The organism is Sphingomonas ginsenosidivorax (genome assembly GCF_007995065.1).
In the GTDB taxonomy this organism is placed as follows: domain Bacteria; phylum Pseudomonadota; class Alphaproteobacteria; order Sphingomonadales; family Sphingomonadaceae; genus Sphingomonas; species Sphingomonas ginsenosidivorax.
Genome location: NZ_VOQR01000001.1, coordinates 418264 through 434890, shown reverse-complemented (window position 1 = coordinate 434890; position 16627 = coordinate 418264). Strand labels below are relative to the sequence as shown.

The following is a 16627-nucleotide window of genomic DNA, read 5'->3' as shown; positions in this document are numbered from 1 at the left end:
GACGCCCCCCATGTCCACCGACCGCATCCTTCCCGCCATCGGCATGCGGCTTCTATCGGTGGTGATCTTCGCGCTGATGAACACCGCTATCAAGCTGGCCGAGCACCACGGCGCGAGCGTGTCGGAGATCCTGTTCTTCCGCCAGTTCGGCGCGTGCGTGCTGGTATCGGGCGTGATCGCCGCAGGCCCCGGCCTGCCGTCGATCGCGACGAAGCGGCTGCCCGCGCACATCGTCCGCGCAGTCGTCGGACTCTCGGCGATGGCGTTCACCTTCAACGGGATCGTCGCACTCCCGCTCGCCGAGGCGACGACGATCGGGTTCACGGTGCCGGTGTTCGCGACGATCCTGGGGGCGCTGGTGCTGCGCGAGCCGACCGGCTGGCATCGCTGGGCAGCCGTCGGGGCGGGGTTTGCAGGCGTGCTGATCGTCGCGCAGCCCGGCGGCGAGCATTTTCCGCTCTGGGGTGCCGGCTGCGCGCTGGCGGGGGCGTTCGGGACGGCGAGCGTGTCGATCCTGTTGCGCCAGATCGGCAAGACCGAAAGCGCGCTGACCACGGTGTTCTGGTTCTCGGCGCTGTCGCTGGTGCCGCTGTCGCTGGTCTATGCGCGCGCCGTGCAGCCGCATGACGCGGTGACATGGGCCTGCCTGGCAGGGGTCGGGATCCTCGGCGGCCTCGCACAGATCGCGATGACGACGTCGCTGCGGCTGGGGCCGGTGTCGGTCGTGGTGCCGATGGATTATTCGAGCCTGCTCTGGGCGACGCTGCTCGGCTGGCTGGTGTTCGACACGCTGCCCGCGCAGGCGACGTGGGTGGGCGCGCCGGTCATCGTCGCGAGCGGCCTCTACATCGTGTGGCGCGAGCATGTGCGCCGGCAGGACGAAACCGAACAGGCGATTGCCTGACGGTTTGCGTGGCGCGCCCTCCCCGTCATCCCGGGCTCGTCCCGGGATCCGGCGCCACGCAGGACAGCGCCTGTAACCCTGGATCCCGGGACAAGCCCGGGATGACGGAAGGGGGGAAGTCCCTTACTCCGCGGCTTGCGCGAGCGGAGCGGTATCCTTCCAGACTAGGACCGGCTTGCGCGCCGCCAGCGTCTCGTCCAGCCGCGAGCGCGGCGCGAAGTGCGGCGCCGACTTGAGCGCGGCGTCACCGGCCTTGGCGCGTTCGGCGACCGAGCGGAGGGCTGCAATGAACTGGTCGAGCGCCGCCTTCGATTCGGTCTCGGTCGGCTCGACCAGCATCGCGCCGTGGACGACGAGCGGGAAGTACATCGTCATCGGGTGATAGCCCTCGTCGATCAGCCCCTTGGCGATGTCGATCGTCGAGAAGCCCTCGGCGAGGCCGGCGTCCGAGAACAGCGCTTCGTGCATGCACGGCCCCGACGGACCGAACGGCGCGTCGAGCGTGTCGTCGAGGCTGCGCAGGATGTAGTTGGCGTTGAGCACCGCATCCTCGGCGACCTGGCGCAGGCCGTCGGCGCCGTGGCTGAGGATGTAGGTCAGTGCGCGCGTGAACATGCCCATCTGGCCGTGGAACGCGACCATCCGGCCGAAGCTGCCGGCGTGATGCTCGCCCGCGGTCTCTTCCTCGATCAGCGCAAAATGGTCACCCTGCTTCTCGACGAAGGGAAGCGGTGCGAACGGCGTGAGCGCGGCGGAGAACACCACCGGACCCGACCCCGGACCGCCGCCGCCATGCGGCGTCGAGAAGGTCTTGTGCAGGTTGATGTGCATCGCGTCGATGCCGAGATCGCCCGGCCGCACGCGACCGACGATCGCGTTGAAGTTGGCGCCGTCGCAATAGACGAAGCCGCCCGCCGCATGCACCGCGTCCGAAATCTCGCGCATGTCGCGCTCGAACAGCCCGCAGGTGTTGGGATTGGTGATCATCACGCCCGCGACGTCGGGCCCGAGCCGCGCCTTCAGCGCCGCGGTGTCCACGCGGCCTTCGGCGGTCGCGGGGATGTCCTCGACGCTGTAGCCGGCGAACGCCGCGGTCGCGGGGTTGGTGCCGTGCGCCGATTCGGGGACGAGGATGACCTTCCGCGCGCCCTCGCCCTTTGCTTCGAGCGCGGCTCGGATCGCGAGGATGCCGCACAGCTCGCCGTGCGCGCCGGCCTTGGGGCTCATCGCGACGCTGGTCATGCCGGTGAGCGTGACGAGCCAGTGCGCGAGCTGGTGGATGACCTCCAACGCGCCCTGCACCGTGTCGACCGGCTGGAGCGGATGGACGTCGGAGAAGCCGGGCAGCCGCGCCATCTTCTCGTTGAGGCGCGGGTTGTGCTTCATCGTGCACGAACCGAGCGGGAAGAAGCCGAGGTCGATGCCGTAGTTCTGGCGCGACAGGCGCGTGTAGTGGCGAACGGTCTCGGGCTCGGACAGGCCGGGCAGCCCGATCGGCGCCTTTCGGGTCAGGTCGCCGAGCATGTCGTGCGCGACGTCGCCCTCGGCGAAATCGACCCCGGTGGTCCTGGCATCACCAATCTCGAAGATCAGCGCTTCCTCGAGCATCAGCGCCTTGTTGCCGGTGACGCTAGCGGGGACGTTGCCCGACTTGGCTTCGGGCGCGGTCGGACGCCAGCCGCTCTGGTTGATGCTCATGCCAGGATCTCCTCGAGTGCGGCGGCAAGCGTCTCGACGTCCTCCGCGGACGTGGTTTCGGTGACGGCGACGACCAGCCCGTTGGCAAGGTCGTCCTGGCCCGGATAGAGCCGGCCGAGCGACACGCCGGCGAGGATTCCGCGGTCGGCCAGCTGGCGGACGATCGGGCGCGCCTCGGTCGGCAGCTTCAGCGTGAATTCGTTGAAGAAATGCGTGTTGACCAGCTCGACGCCCGGCACCTTCGCGAGGCGCCGCGCGGCATGGACCGCACCCGCATGGTTGATCCCGGCCAACCGGCGCAGGCCAGCCTCACCGAGCAGCGTCATGTGGATCGAGAAGGCGAGCGCGCAGAGCCCCGAATTGGTGCAGATGTTGCTCGTCGCCTTCTCGCGGCGGATATGCTGCTCGCGCGTCGACAGCGTCAGCACGAAGCCGCGGCGGCCATCGGCGTCGACGGTCTCGCCGCAGAGCCGGCCCGGCATCTGGCGGACATATTTGTCCTTGCAGCCGAACAGGCCGACATAGGGGCCGCCGAACTGTAGGCCGACGCCGAGCGACTGGCCCTCGCCGACGACGATGTCCGCGTCCATCTCGCCGGGCGAGGTGATCGCGCCGAGCGCCACCGGCTCGGTGACGACCGCGATCAGCAGCGCCTTCTTTGCGTGGCACGCATCCGCCAGCGGACGCAGGTCGGCGATACGGCCGAGGATGTCGGGATACTGGACGACGACGCACGACGTCGTGTCGTCGATCGCGGCGATCAGCGCGTCGATATCGGTCTCGGCGGTCAGCGTCGGCGCCGACGTTTCGAGCACGTCGCCGGTGAACTTCGCCATCGTCTTCGCGACAGAGACATAATGCGGGTGGAGCCCGCCCGACAGGATCGCCCTGCCCCGCTTGGTCACGCGGCGCGCCATGCCGATCGCTTCCCAGCACGCGGTCGAGCCGTCGTAGATCGACGCGTTGGCGACGTCGGTGCCGAGCAGCCGCGCGACCTGAGTCTGGAACTCGAACAGCATCTGCAGCGTGCCCTGCGCGATTTCCGGCTGGTAGGGCGTGTAGGCGGTCAGGAACTCGCCGCGCTGGATCAGGTGATCGACGCTGGCGGGGAGGTGATGCTTGTACGCGCCGCAGCCGAGGAAGAACGGGCCGTCACTGGCCGCGATGTTTTTCCGGGACAGCGCGGTCATGTGGCGCTCTACCGCCATCTCGGAGGCGTGCATCGGCAGGCCATGGATCGGGCCGTCGAGGCGCGCGGCTTCGGGCACGTCGACGAACAGCGCGTCGATCGAGGGGGCGCCGATGACGGCGAGCATCTCGGACCGGTCGGATGGGGTCAGGGGCAGATAGCGCATTCGACGTCCTTCTCCCCTCCCGCTTGCGGGAGGGGTCGGGGGAGGGCCTGTCACAATGTGGCGCGCTAGGGGGGACAGGCCCTCCCCTAGCCCCTCCCGCGAGCGGGAGGGGAATTCAGGTCAGAGCCCTTCGACGAAGCTCGCATAGGCGGCTTCGTCCATCAGGCTGTCAAGCTCGCTCGGATCGCTGAGCGTCAGCTTGAAGAACCAGCCGTCGGTCTCCGGCGCCGAATTCACCAGGCTCGAATCGTCGGCGAGCGCGGCGTTGCCCTCGGTGACGGTGCCCGAGACCGGCGAATAGACGTCGCTCGCAGCCTTGACGGATTCGACGACCGCGGCGTCGGCGCCTTTAGTCAGCTGCTTGCCCGCCTCGGGAACGTCGACGAACACGACGTCGCCGAGCTGCCCTTGCGCATAGTCGGAAATGCCGACCGTGCCGACGTCACCGGTGACGTCGACCCACTCGTGATCTTTGGTGAAGTAGCGGCTCATATCACTTGCTCCGGACATAACGGTGGGGAACGAAAGGCATCGCGGTGACGGTGGCGGTATGGACCTTGCCGCGCTGCGCGATCTCGATGCGGGTGCCAGGCGCCGACAGCGCGAGCGGCACATAGGCCATCGCGATCGGCTTCCCGAGCGTGGGCGCGAAGCCGCCGCTGGTCAGGCGACCGATCACCGCGCCGCTCTGGTCGATGACGTCGGCCCCCTCGCGCGCGGGCTGGCGGCCCTCGACGATCAATCCGACGCGCTTGCTCGCGGGACCGTGCTCGCGCTCGGACAGGATGCGCGTCGCGCCGGCGAAGTCGGCAGCCTCGCGGCGACGCTTCGACAGCGCGAAGCCGAGATCGGCCATCACCGGCGTGATCTCGGGGTCGAGGTCGTGACCGTAGAGCGGCAGACCGGCCTCGAGCCGCAGCGAGTCGCGTGCGCCCAGACCGATCGGCTTCACCTCTGGCTCGGCAGCGAGCGCATCGGCGAAGGCAGCGACCTGGTCCGCGGGGACCGAAATCTCGAAGCCGTCCTCGCCGGTATAGCCCGAGCGGCTGATCCACAGCGGCACCGACCCCCAGGCGAACGCGCCCGCGGTCATGAAGGTGAGCGCCTCGACGCCGGGCACGAGCCGGGCGAGCGCGTCGACCGCCTTGGGCCCCTGCAGCGCGAGCAGCGCCTGGTCCTCGAGCAGGTTGAGCGTGACGTCGTCCGAGACCTGGTCGAGCAGGTAGGCAACGTCGTCGTACTTGGTGGCGCCGTTGACGACGACGTAGAAGCTGCCGGTCGGCGCCTCGCCGGTCGCGCGCAGCGGGTCGTAGCCCGCGGGCTCGGCATCCTCGCTCGCAAACGGGTTCTCGGCCGGCAGGCGGGTCGCCATCAAGTCGTCGAGGATGCCGCCATCTTCCGCCAGCAGCAGCGAGTAGCGCATCTTGCCCGCTGCCAGTCCGGCGATGTCGCCCGGCAGCACGGTTTCGAGCGCGGCGGCGACATCGCCGCCGGTAAGGACGAGCTGGCCCATATGGCTGACGTCGAACAACCCTGCGCTCTCGCGGGTCCAGGCGTGCTCGGCCATGATGCCGTCATACTGGATCGGCATCAGATAGCCGGCGAACTCGACCATCCGCGCGCCGTGCGCCCGGTGCCAGGCGTCGAGCGGCAAGGCCTGAGGCTCGAGCGCGACATAGTCGTCGGCGTGATCGATGATGCTGGATTGATCGCTCATGGCCGGTTCCGATTCGACGAGGGACGCAAGGCCGCGATGCGCGACCCGTTGCATACCCCCTCTGTCACGGAACCTGAGAGCTTTGACCGGCCCGCGTTGCCAGGGGACCGGCTTACACCTTCGGTGGCCCGTCCCGCAGGACGTGCGCTTTCCAGAGTATCGATCAGCCCCGCGCGGTCCCTTGTGCCTGAGAGATTCCGGGGTGGTTGCTCCTTCGGCGGCTCGCCGGCCCTCAAAGGACCGGGTCACGCTCTCCCGCGCGGTGCCATGCCGGTTGCCCGGCATCGACGGTCAATCTGTGGCGGGAGGGCCGGACCAAGTCAATCGGCTTTGCCGGCCTTTTGTGCTCCTGCGAAGGCAGGAGCCCAGGGTAACGGAGGGCGGCACTTTTAACCCTGGGCTCCTGCCTTCGCAGGAGCACAAAAGATTACCGCGTCGCGTTGTACTTGAGCTGCTCGTCAGTCAGCTGGAACCCGACCAGCGCCTCGAAGCTCGCGCGGAGCACCGCTTGGCGGACGTCAGGCTGGCTGAGCGGGTCGACCGCGGCGTCCTGGTCGCCGGCCTTGCGCTTGCGGGTCAGCTTCTCGCGGACGTCGGCGGACAGCGTGGCGGCGGCGCGCGACACGGTGGCGGTGGCCTGGCCCTGCGCCTGGGCGAGCGGCTGGCCGGCGTCGAAATGCAGCGACACACGGCCGATGCGCTTGGCGACGACCGCGCTGCCGCCGCGCACGACCGTGATGAAATAGGGCAGCTGCACGTCGCGCGCGCCGTCGGTGCGGGTGCGTCGCGCACGGACGTCGAACGTCACCGTGGTCCCGATCTGGTCGGTCGCGTCGGAGCAGCTCGAGCGCACGTTGGTCATCAGCGCGGCGACGTCGATCGAACCCTGGTCGCGGCCGGCGCCCTGGAACAGCGTCACGTCGCCGGTGGCGGCGGGAATCGCGACCGACGGGCAGACCGAGCGCACCGCGGTGATGCCGCCGGTGGCGTCCACTTCGCCCTTGCTGGCGCATCCGCCGAGGACGAGCAGAAGGGTGGACGCAGCTAGGATGGGGGCTTTCACGGAAACGCGTACCTTCTCGAACGAGCGTAAGGACGCCGTCGTGCGGCACCCTCGGGTCGGCGGGCACCATAACCGGCTTTCGTGGAGCCAAGCAATCGCGTAGAGCGCGAGGCATCATGATCGCACCCGACAAGCCGCCGCTCGCCCTGCTGATCGCCGCCCCGCGCGGCTTCTGTGCCGGGGTCGACCGCGCCATCCGGATCGTCGAGCTGGCGATCGAGAAGCATGGCGCACCCGTCTATGTCCGCCACGAGATCGTCCACAACAAGTTCGTCGTCGACACGCTGAAGGCGCAGGGCGCGGTGTTCGTCGAGGATCTCGACGCGGTGCCCGACGGCGCACCGGTGGTGTTCTCGGCGCACGGCGTGCCCAAATCGGTCCCGGCCGAGGCGCAGGACCGCGGGCTCGACTATCTCGACGCGACCTGCCCGCTCGTGTCGAAGGTCCACCGCCAGGCCGAGCGGCTGGTCGCGGCGGGGCGGCACATCGTCTTCATCGGCCATGCCGGCCACCCGGAAGTGATCGGCACGTTCGGGCAGGTTCCCGAGGGCACGATGTCGCTGGTCGAGACGGTCGACGATGCCGAGGCGTTCACGCCGCCCGACCCGACCAACATGGCGTTCCTGACGCAGACCACGCTGTCGGTCGACGACACCGCCGCGGTCGTCGCGGTCCTGCAGCGCCGCTTCCCGATGATGCAGCCGCCGCGCGGCGAGGACATCTGCTACGCCACGTCGAACCGCCAGGCGGCGGTCAAGGCGATCGCGCGCGAATGCGATGCGATGCTGGTGATCGGTGCCCCCAATTCGTCCAACTCGGTCCGGCTGGTCGAGGTCGCGGAGCGCGAGGGCGTGCGCGCGATGCTGATCCAGCGCGCCGACGTGCTCGACTTCGCGTTCCTCGACGGGGTGACCACGCTGGGCATCACCGCGGGCGCGTCGGCACCCGAGCTGCTGGTGCGCGAACTGGTCGCGAAGCTGTCCGAGCGGTTCACCGTCACCGAGCGCGAGATCGAGACGACCCGCGAGACGATCACCTTCAAGCTGCCCCGCGGCCTCGACGCGGCCGCCTGATGGCGGTCTATACGGCGGTATCGGCCGAGGCGCTGGGCGACTTCCTGCGCGGGTTCGATCACGGCGAACTGGTGTCGCTCAAGGGCATCGCCGAGGGGGTCGAGAACAGCAACTATCTGGTCGACACGACGACCGGGCGGTTCATCCTGACGCTGTACGAGAAGCGCGTCTCGGCGGACGACCTGCCGTTCTTCATGAGCGTGCTCGATCATCTGGCGAGCGACGGCAACCCGGTGCCGCGCGCGCTGCCCGATCGTACGGGCACGCTGATCCACGAGCTGTGCGGGCGCCCGGCGTGCCTGATCGAATTCCTGTCGGGCGTGTCGGTATCGCATCCGACCGCGGCACAGGCGCGCGCCGCGGGGGCGGCGATGGGCGCGATGCACGAGAGCCTCGCCGGGGTCGCGCTCGAGCGGCCGAACACGCTTGGGCCCGAGGGCTGGCAGGCGTTGCTGGCGCGGTGCGGGCATGACCTCGACGCGATCGAGCCGGGGCTGTTCGCGCGGGTGACGCAGGCGGCCGACGACGTCGTCGCAGGCTGGCCCCACGACCTGCCCCGCGCGGTGATCCATGCCGACCTGTTTCCCGACAACGTGCTGATGCTGGGCGACCGTGTAAGCGGGCTGATCGACTTCTATTTCGCGTGCACCGACATCCGCGCCTACGACCTCGCGATCATGCACACCGCCTGGGCGTTCGATGCACGCGGCGAAGCGTATGACGCGGCGGTCGGCACCGCGCTGATCGCGGGCTATGCCGACCGCCACCGCCTATCCGACGCCGAGCGGGCGGCGCTGCCGATCCTGGCCCAGGGGGCGTGCCTGCGCTTCCTGGCGACGCGGGCGTGGGACTGGCTCAACACACCCGCCGATGCGCTGGTGACGCGCAAGGATCCGCTCGCCTATTGGCGGCGGTTCGAGGCGTATCGACAAGGATTGTTCGCGTGACCGATGAGCCTGCCACCAAGGTGGAAATCTACACGGACGGCGCCTGCAAGGGCAATCCGGGTCCCGGCGGCTGGGGTGCGGTGATCCGCATGGGCGCGCACGAGAAGGAGCTGTCGGGCGGCGACGCGCAGACGACCAACAACCGGATGGAAATGACCGCGGCGATCGAAGCGCTCAACGCGCTGACGCGGCCGTGCGTCGTGACTCTCTACACCGACAGCAAGTATGTGATGGACGGCCTGACCAAGTGGGTGAAGGGCTGGCAGCGCAACGGCTGGAAGACCGCGGACAAGAAGCCGGTCAAGAATGCCGAGCTGTGGCACGCGCTGCTCGCCGCGGTCGCGCGGCACCGGATCGAATGGCAATGGGTCAAGGGCCATGCCGGCCACCCGGAGAACGAGCGCGCCGATCGGCTCGCGAGCGATGCCGCGGTGGCGGCCGGGCGGCGATAGGCCACCGCCGTCCTGACGGGCGCCAGGGTGACGGCTGGAATGCGGCGGCGAGAAGTCTAGTCTTCCTCGACGGGTGCACCGGGGCCGTTCTTCAGGATCGAATCGATTGCATTCCGGGCACCGGCCTTGCTCGAATAGCCTTCGGTCCAGAACATGATCTCGCTGTTATACTTGAACTTGGCGACATACTCGCCCTTCTTATTCTGCTCGATCACGAACTTGTGCGCCATGACACGTCCTCCTGTGTGAGGCGCGAAGGCTAGCCTAGAAGCGGTTCGGTGAATAGCGGGCGAAATCGATTCCGGCGACGGCGGGATCGGCCGCAGTGCCGAGCAGCAGCGCCGCGGCGATCAGCGCGCCGGCGGGGGCGGTCTGGATGCCGAACCCACCCTGCCCCGCATACCAGAAGAAGCCGGGCGTGGCGGCGTCGAAGCCGTACACCGGCAGCCGGTCGGCGGCGAAGGTACGCAGGCCCGCCCAGCGCCGCTCGACCGCATCGACGCGCCAGTCGACGACGCCTTCGAGACGGTCGATCGCGATCGCGACGTCGATGTCCTCGGGCGCCGCGTCGCAAGGATCGGTCTCGGTCTCGTCATGCGGGGTCAGCCAGAGCCGGCCGCCGGGTTCGGGCTTGAAGTAGAAACCGCCCGACAAGTCGACGACATGCGGCAGGTCGGCGGGCGCGCCGGGATCGGTCCGCAACTGCACCATAGTCCGGCGATAGGCCTGCAGCCCGAGCGGGCGGACGCCTGCGCGCGCCGCGACGATATCCGCCCAGGCGCCGGCGGCATCGACCAGGATCCGCGACCGCACCGTGCCCGCAGCCGTCTCGATCGTCCAGACGTCGCCCGCGCGCGATGCGACGCGCAGCGCGGCGTCGGTCCTAATCTCGACCCCCGCATGGCGGGCCCGCGCGATCTCGGCGGCGTGGAGCGCGCCGACGTCGATATAGGCGCAGCTCGGCTCCAGCACGCCGATCGTCCACGCATCGCGCAGGCCGGGAACGAACGCGGCGGGGTCGACCCGCTCGAGCGCCACGCCGGTATCGGCGAACGCGCGCAGGACCGCCTCCGCCTTCGCCGCATCCTCGGCCCGCCCGATATGCAGCGACCCGAGCGGCGTCAGATACGCCTCCAGCAACGGCCCCGACGCGGTGGTCAGCGGCTGGATCCCGGGGCCGCCATAGGTTTCCGACCAGAACGCGGCAGACCGGCCGGTGGCGTGGTAGCCGGGCGCCGACTCGGCCTCGAGCAACACAACCCGGGCCGACGGTCCGATCGCCGCGGCCAGGCTGGCGCCCGCCATCCCCGCACCGACGATCGCGACGTCATACATCACCGCGGGCAATGCGCATCCAGGAACGCGTCGATCGCGGCATAGGCGCGTTTGCGCACGCCGTCGGCCTCGCGCAGGACCTCGTGTGCCGACTCGCGACCGAAGCGGACGACCTGCGCATCGGGCAGCCTCGCGGCGAGCCGCAGCGCCGCGTGGGGATCGACCAGCCGGTCGGCCTCGGCGACGATCATCAGCACCGGCGTGTCGACCGCTTCGATCCGCCGATCGGCCGCCAACGCCAGCGCGCCGTCGAACGCCTGCGACAGCCACGCCCAGCTCGGCGGCCCGAGCTTCAGCTCCGGATGCTGCGCCTGCCACCAGCGCTCGTCGTCGTAGCGCGCATCGTCGTGAGTCAGCAGGCTCTTGCGCGACGACGTCGTGGCGGGCCGCTCGTTGCTGCCCCAGGCCGCGCGCGCCGGATCGCCGGTGCGGATCTTGAACCGCGCGACCAATGCGCCGAACCACGCCCCCAGCGGCGCGCGCAGGCCGATCATCGGCGCGACCAGGATCGCGGCGTCGGGCCGGATCGACCGATTCGCCAGCGCGCGCATCACCAGCATCCCGCCCATCGAATGGCCCAGGATCGCGGTCGGGCCGTCGCCTTCGGCCACCCAGGCCGACCAGAATGCCGCAAGATCGTCGTCGAACACGCCGAAATCGCTCGCATGGCCGACCCGGGCATCCGCCGAGAGCCGCCCCGACCCGCCCTGCCCGCGCCAATCGAACGCCGTGACCGACCAGCCCTGCGCATGGAGATGCGCGAAGGATTCCAGATACTTCTCGAAGATGTCGCCACGACCCGCCTGAAACAGCAGCCGTCCGCGCGGACGAACGGCCGGCCAGTCGAAGCGACGTAGCGGCCAGCCGTCGGGCGCAGCCCACATCGTGACCCGCGCATCGCCGGGAATCGCGCGACGCACCCGTTCTGGGGCGATTGTCGCGCGGACGGTTACTTTTTCGAAAGCCATGCCGGTTAGGGACTAGCGGATGGGGTGGGACATTGCTCTTCCAATTTTGATTTTCGTGCTCGGCGGCCTGTTGGTCTCGGCGGGCATCGAGGACGCACGGACGCGCGAGATCGCCAACTGGAAGACCGCGGCGGTCGCGCTACTGGCGCCCGCCTGGTGGTTGGCGAACGGCCTGCACGTCTGGCCCGACATGGCCATGCAGGTCGGTATCGCGCTGGCGGTGTTCGCGGTGTTCCTGGCGATCTTCCATTTCGGATTGATGGGCGGCGGCGACGTGAAGCTGATCGTCGCGCTGTCGTTGTGGCTGCCGTTCGGCGCGTTCGTTTCCATGTTGATGGTGATGTCGATCGCAGGCGGCATAGTCACGATCGTGATGATGATCGAACGCCGGCTCGCGCGCGACAACAAGCAGATCGAGATACCTTACGGAGTCGCCATCGCGGTCGCGGGAATACTCGCCCTTCGCGAACCACTCCTTAACCAGTTCCAGTAGATACTTAATGCCGGAAGAACCAGCCGGCGCCCGAAAGGCACGATGAGTCATGGATAGTCGCAAGATCGTTTTGCTGGTGGGCGCGCTGATCGTCGCTGCCGTCACGGCATTCTTCGCTCGAACGCTCATTGCGGGCAGTTCGGCGCCGATGGCCGGTGCGGTGGTGATGCAGGCACCGATCGACGGCCCCGAGGTGCTCGTCGCCACGCGCGCGCTGCCGATCGGCACGATCCTCGACGCGACCGCGCTGAAGTTCCAGCCCTGGCCCAAGGAGCTGGTCGACAACGCCTATTACCTCAAGGACAAGACCGACCTGCAGTCGCTGCTGGGGACCGTGGTCCGCAGCGAGGTCACCGCGGGTCAGCCGGTCACGCAGGGCGCGCTGGTCAAGCCCGGCGATCGCGGCTTCCTGGCCGCCGCTCTCGGGCCCGGCATGCGCGCGGTGACGGTGCCGGTGTCGGCCCAGGCCGCGGTCGCGGGCTTCGTGTTCCCGGGCGACCGGATCGACCTGATGCTGACGCAGACGGTTCCCGGCGGGGGCGACGGCGAGCCGCTGAAAGTGTCCGAGACCATCATGCGCAACATCCGCGTGCTCGCGACCGACCAGCGCACCGACAATCTGGTCGGCGAGGACGGCAAGACGCAGGTCCGCACCTTTTCCAACGTGACGGTCGAGGCGACGCCGAAGATGGCCGAGCAGATCGCGGTGGCGCAGACGCTGGGATCGCTGTCGCTGTCGCTGCGCTCGATCGCGGACAATTCGCAGGAACTGGAGGAAGCGATCGCGTCCGGCGCGGTGAAGGTGCCGAACGGCAACGATCCGAAGGCCGAGAAGGCGATGATGCTACAGCTCGCGAGCCAGCCGTCGACGGCGAAGTCGAGCTTCCAGACCGGGGCCGACGTGTCGCGCTACCAGCGCAGCACCGTCCCGGGCAAGCCGGCGGTAGCCGCCGGTCAGGGGATGTCCGGGATGCCGATCCCGGCGGCGGGCGGTGCGCCCGTCGTGATCCAGGGACCCGTCGTGCGCGTCGCGCGCGGCACCACAGTCACCGCCGTTCCGGTCGGGGGGAAGAACTAAGATGCGCATTTCGATGATGCCGATCGGCTGGCCGCTGGCCGCCGCCCTGGCCGCGGCGAGCGCCGCACCCTCCGCCCCCGCTGCCGCACAGCGGACCACCGTGGCGCCCGCGGGTGTCGTCCAGGTCAATATCGGCCGCGGTCGGCTGGTGACGCTGGCACGGCCGATGAGCGACCTGTTCGTCGCCGACGATTCGATCGCCGACGTCCAGGTCCGCTCCCCCACCCAGCTCTACATCTTCGGCAAGAAGACCGGCGAGACGACGATCTCGGCGACGACCAAGTCGGGCGCCGTTGTCTATGGCAGCACGGTCCGGGTCGGGAACAATCTCGATTCGATCTCGCAGATGCTGGGGCTCGCGATGCCCGAGGCGCACGTTGTCGCGACACCGATGAACGGCCTTGTCCTGCTGACCGGAACGGTCGCCGCGCCCGAGGACGCCGCGGAAGCCGAGCGCCTGGTCCAGGCCTATGTCGGCGACGCGACCAAGGTGCTGTCGCGGCTGAAGACCGCGACGCCATTGCAGGTCAACCTGCAGGTCCGGATCGCCGAGGTCAGCCGCCAGTTCGTCAAGAACATCGGCGTCAACGTGCAGTCGTTCGACGGCACCGGCGGCTTCAAGTTCGGGTTAGGCCAGGGACGCGGAGCCGGTACGCAATACGCACCCAAGAGTGGCCCCGCCACCAATTCCGGCCTCTTCACCGGGGGCACGCAAGCGTCGACCGGGAGCAGTCTGCTGACGCAGGTTGCGAACGGCACCACCTTCGGTCTGGCCGGCAAGCTTCTCGGCCTCGACCTGCTGGGCGCGATCGATCTCGGCGAGACGACCGGCCAGGTCACGACGCTCGCCAACCCGAACCTGACCGCGTTGTCGGGCGAGACGGGTACGTTCCTCGCCGGTGGCGAAATCCCGATCCCGCTCTCGCAGGGGCTGGGTGCGGTTTCGGTGGAGTTCAAGCAGTACGGTGTGGGCCTGGCCTATACGCCGACCGTGCTGTCCGACGGCCGCATCTCGCTGCGGGTCCGCCCGGAGGTATCGCAGCTCGATTACTCGAATGCGGTGACGCTCAACGGCACGCGCGTTCCCGGCCTGACGACGCGCCGCACCGAAACCACGGTGGAGCTTGGGTCGGGTCAGAGCATGATGATCAGCGGCCTGCTGTCCAACAGCAACAACAACTCGTTCCAGAAGACGCCGGGCCTTGCCAACCTGCCGATCATCGGTGCGCTGTTCCGCTCCAACGGGTTCCAGCGCAACGAGACCGAGCTGGTCGTGATCATCACGCCCTACCTCGTCAAGCCGGTCAACAACGCCCGCGACATCGCGCTGCCGACCGACGGTGCCCGCGCGCCGAGCGATATCGACCGCGTGCTGCTCGGCACGCTCAGCGGCAGGGGGGGCGGTCCGCGCCCGGTGCCGACGGTCGCACCCTCGCCCTATGCCACGCCGTCCGTCGGAGCGGTCGCGCCGGTGCTGCCCGCGCCGCAGCCGGACCTGCGTCGCGACAAGGCGGATGCGCGCTCGACCAAATCGACCAAGGGCATCGTGCCCGCCCCCGGCTTTTCGAACTGAGCCCCGCGGTCAACCCAAGGATTCCTTCGCGATGATCACCAAGACCATCCTGCTCGCCTCGCTTGCACCCGCCCTGCTGCTCGGCGGGTGCATGGGGACGCAGAACCAGGGCCTCGAATCGGTGCACCAGCCGGTCGTCGCGCAGACCGACTATGCGTTCGACGTGGCGACGTCGGGCGGCGCGCTCGCCGCTGGCGAAGACCGTCGGCTGGCCGGCTGGATGGCAACGATGCGGCTCGGCTATGGCGACCGCGTCGCGATCGACGATCCCTCGCCCTATGGCAACCAGGCGCGTGCGCAGGTCGCCGGGCTCGTCGCCAGCTACGGCCTGTTGCTGAGCGACGACGCACCGGTCACCCCTGCCCCGGTCACCGCGGGGACGATCCGCATCGTGGTCAGCCGGATGCGCGCGAGCGTGCCGGGATGCCCCGACTGGTCGCTCGATTCGAGCAACGATTTCAATTCCAACACCTCGTCCAACTATGGCTGCGCGACCAACGTCAACCTGGCGGCGATGGTCGCCAATCCGGCGGACCTGGTGCGCGGCGCGGTCGCCAACGAGACCAACGACGCCGCCGCTTCGTACAAGGCGATCGACACCTATCGCAAGAAGGCGCCGACCGGCGCAGCTGGCCTCACGGCCGCGGGCACGGGAGCAAAGTAATGAACGCACCCTGGAAGCCATCAAGCATCGCACACCGCGATCCCTTCACCGCCTATGTCTGCGACGAGACGACCGCGGAGACGCTGCGGCCGATCGCGACCGAGCTCGGCTGGTCGATCGACAAGATCTACAAGGGTGGCCTGCGCAACGCGATCCAGTCGCTGTCGGTCTCGGCGAGCCCGCAGATACTGTTCGTCGATCTCGCCGAATCGGGCGACCCGCTGAACGACATTAACGCGCTCGCCGAAGTGTGCGAGCCCGGCACCGTCGTGATCGCCGCGGGGCAGGTCAATGATGTCCGGCTGTACCGCGACCTGGTCGCCAGCGGCATCCAGGACTATCTGCTCAAGCCGCTCCAGCCCGACATGCTGCGCGAGGCCTTCGGCCATGCGCAGACGATGCTGAACGCCCCCAAGCATGTCGAGGCGGCGGTCGATCGGCAGCATTGCTCGATCGCGGTCGTCGGCGCCCGCGGCGGTGTCGGCGCATCAACGATCGCCACATCCATAGCCTGGCTCCTCGCCGACAAGGAGAAGCGGTCGACCGCGCTGCTCGACCTCGACGTACATTTTGGCACGGGCGCACTGAGCCTGGATCTCGAACCCGGGCGCGGCTTGATCGACGCGATCGACAATCCCAGCCGCATCGACGGACTGTTCATCGAGCGCGCGATGGTCAAGGCGTCGGACAAGCTGTCGGTGCTGAGCGCCGAGGCCCCGATCAACACCCCGCTGATCACCGACGGCGCCGCCTTCTACCAGCTGCAGGAGGAGATGCGCGCCGCGTTCGAGTGCACGATCGTCGACCTGCCGCGCAACATGCTGGTCCAGCATTCGCATCTGGTCACGGACGTCCAGATCGCGGTGATCGTCACCGAACTGACGCTGGCCGCGGCGCGCGACACGATCCGCCTGCTGTCGTGGATGAAGGCGAACGCGTCGCAGGCGCACGTGTTCGTCATCGCCAACCGCATGCATGCCGGCGGACAGCTCGAGATCAATCGCAAGGATTTCGAGGGGTCGATCGAACGCAAGCTCGATTACATCGTACCGTTCGACCAGAAGCTGGCAGCGCAGGCGGCCAAGCTGGGCAAGCCGCTGGTCGAGGCCGGCAAGAACAGCAAGACCGTCGCGCCGATCGTCTCGCTCGTCGGCGAGATCGCGACCTCGGTCGACGAAGGCGCTGCCGACGCCGCGCCGAAGCCGCGCAAGGGGTCTTCGCTGATCGGCAAGTTCGGCGAGCTGAAGGGCCTCATCCCGAAGCGCGCGGCGAAGACGAAATGACGATGATCCGCCGTGTCCGGGCCC

17 protein-coding genes and 2 riboswitches are annotated in these 16627 nt (G+C 68.8%); of the genes, 9 read left to right on the top strand and 8 right to left on the bottom strand.

The annotated features are described in order from the left end of the window. The first annotated feature begins 10 nt into the window (after window positions 1-10). Window positions 11-904: a DMT family transporter gene (locus FSB78_RS01925; RefSeq protein WP_147079502.1), complete on the top strand. Its 894-nt coding sequence runs from the start codon at window positions 11-13 to the stop codon at window positions 902-904. 123 nt (window positions 905-1027) lie between these two features. Here the strand turns inward: FSB78_RS01925 and gcvPB are convergent, their stop codons facing one another. The 5 genes from gcvPB to FSB78_RS01900 all read right to left on the bottom strand — a co-directional run bounded on the left by gcvPB (window position 1028) and on the right by FSB78_RS01900 (window position 6737). Then, window positions 1028-2602, bottom strand: coding sequence for an aminomethyl-transferring glycine dehydrogenase subunit GcvPB (gene gcvPB / locus FSB78_RS01920; RefSeq protein WP_147079500.1), 1575 nt, complete (start codon window positions 2600-2602; stop codon window positions 1028-1030). After that, window positions 2599-3957 (bottom strand): aminomethyl-transferring glycine dehydrogenase subunit GcvPA, encoded by a 1359-nt coding sequence (gene gcvPA, locus FSB78_RS01915; protein WP_147079498.1) that lies wholly within the window; start codon window positions 3955-3957, stop codon window positions 2599-2601. The genes gcvPB and gcvPA overlap by 4 nt, the downstream gene beginning before the upstream one ends. Before the next feature lie 120 nt (window positions 3958-4077). Continuing rightward, complete coding sequence (gene gcvH / locus FSB78_RS01910) at window positions 4078-4449, bottom strand: glycine cleavage system protein GcvH (RefSeq protein WP_147079496.1); 372 nt, start codon at window positions 4447-4449, stop codon at window positions 4078-4080. 1 nt (window position 4450) lies between these two features. Continuing rightward, complete coding sequence (gene gcvT / locus FSB78_RS01905; protein ID WP_147079494.1) at window positions 4451-5674, bottom strand: glycine cleavage system aminomethyltransferase GcvT; 1224 nt, start codon at window positions 5672-5674, stop codon at window positions 4451-4453. A 51-nt stretch (window positions 5675-5725) separates the two neighbouring features. Next, window positions 5726-5838, bottom strand: a riboswitch (glycine riboswitch). Then, window positions 5839-5942: riboswitch (glycine riboswitch) on the bottom strand. It abuts the riboswitch before it with no gap. Between the two features lie 159 nt (window positions 5943-6101). Next, window positions 6102-6737 carry a hypothetical protein gene (locus tag FSB78_RS01900; protein ID WP_242007927.1) on the bottom strand — a complete coding sequence of 212 codons (636 nt, stop codon included), beginning with the start codon at window positions 6735-6737 and terminating at the stop codon, window positions 6102-6104. Window positions 6738-6853: 116 nt separating this feature from the next. Between FSB78_RS01900 and ispH the strand changes: the two genes are divergently transcribed. The 3 genes from ispH to rnhA are packed head-to-tail and all read left to right on the top strand — an operon-like array spanning window position 6854 to window position 9209. Then, window positions 6854-7810, top strand: a complete 957-nt coding sequence (ispH, locus tag FSB78_RS01895) for a 4-hydroxy-3-methylbut-2-enyl diphosphate reductase (RefSeq protein WP_147079492.1) — start codon at window positions 6854-6856, stop codon at window positions 7808-7810. Continuing rightward, on the top strand, window positions 7810-8757 hold the full coding sequence (thrB, locus tag FSB78_RS01890) for a homoserine kinase (RefSeq protein ID WP_147079490.1): 948 nt from the start codon (window positions 7810-7812) through the stop codon (window positions 8755-8757). The genes ispH and thrB overlap by 1 nt, the downstream gene beginning before the upstream one ends. Beyond that, entirely contained in the window at window positions 8754-9209 is a 456-nt protein-coding gene (rnhA, locus tag FSB78_RS01885; RefSeq protein WP_147079488.1) for a ribonuclease HI, read from the top strand. Before thrB ends, rnhA begins: the two co-directional genes overlap by 4 nt. Window positions 9210-9265: 56 nt before the next feature. Here the strand turns inward: rnhA and FSB78_RS01880 are convergent, their stop codons facing one another. Genes FSB78_RS01880 through FSB78_RS01870 form a run of 3 tightly spaced genes read right to left on the bottom strand, consistent with a single transcriptional unit; the run spans window position 9266 to window position 11512 of the window. Continuing rightward, window positions 9266-9439 (bottom strand): YegP family protein, encoded by a 174-nt coding sequence (locus FSB78_RS01880; protein WP_147079486.1) that lies wholly within the window; start codon window positions 9437-9439, stop codon window positions 9266-9268. Between the two features lie 34 nt (window positions 9440-9473). Next, window positions 9474-10547: an NAD(P)/FAD-dependent oxidoreductase gene (locus FSB78_RS01875; RefSeq protein ID WP_147083951.1), complete on the bottom strand. Its 1074-nt coding sequence runs from the start codon at window positions 10545-10547 to the stop codon at window positions 9474-9476. Further along, complete coding sequence (locus FSB78_RS01870; RefSeq protein WP_147079484.1) at window positions 10544-11512, bottom strand: alpha/beta hydrolase; 969 nt, start codon at window positions 11510-11512, stop codon at window positions 10544-10546. Before FSB78_RS01870 ends, FSB78_RS01875 begins: the two co-directional genes overlap by 4 nt. Before the next feature lie 19 nt (window positions 11513-11531). Between FSB78_RS01870 and FSB78_RS01865 the strand changes: the two genes are divergently transcribed. From FSB78_RS01865 to FSB78_RS01845, 5 genes are read left to right on the top strand one after another with little or no spacing between them, the layout of a single operon-like run. Then, the gene (locus FSB78_RS01865; protein ID WP_147079482.1) at window positions 11532-12005 is read left to right on the top strand and encodes an A24 family peptidase; all 474 of its coding nucleotides are present in this window, start codon (window positions 11532-11534) and stop codon (window positions 12003-12005) included. A gap of 49 nt (window positions 12006-12054) precedes the next feature. Next, window positions 12055-13083 (top strand): Flp pilus assembly protein CpaB, encoded by a 1029-nt coding sequence (gene cpaB / locus FSB78_RS01860; RefSeq protein ID WP_147079480.1) that lies wholly within the window; start codon window positions 12055-12057, stop codon window positions 13081-13083. Window position 13084: 1 nt separating this feature from the next. Next, on the top strand, window positions 13085-14656 hold the full coding sequence (locus FSB78_RS01855; protein WP_147079478.1) for a type II and III secretion system protein family protein: 1572 nt from the start codon (window positions 13085-13087) through the stop codon (window positions 14654-14656). 31 nt (window positions 14657-14687) lie between these two features. Then, window positions 14688-15320, top strand: a complete 633-nt coding sequence (locus FSB78_RS01850) for a CpaD family pilus assembly protein (protein ID WP_147079477.1) — start codon at window positions 14688-14690, stop codon at window positions 15318-15320. Beyond that, window positions 15320-16603, top strand: a complete 1284-nt coding sequence (locus FSB78_RS01845) for a CpaE/TadZ family protein (protein ID WP_147079475.1) — start codon at window positions 15320-15322, stop codon at window positions 16601-16603. The genes FSB78_RS01850 and FSB78_RS01845 overlap by 1 nt, the downstream gene beginning before the upstream one ends. Window positions 16604-16627: the final 24 nt, after the last annotated feature.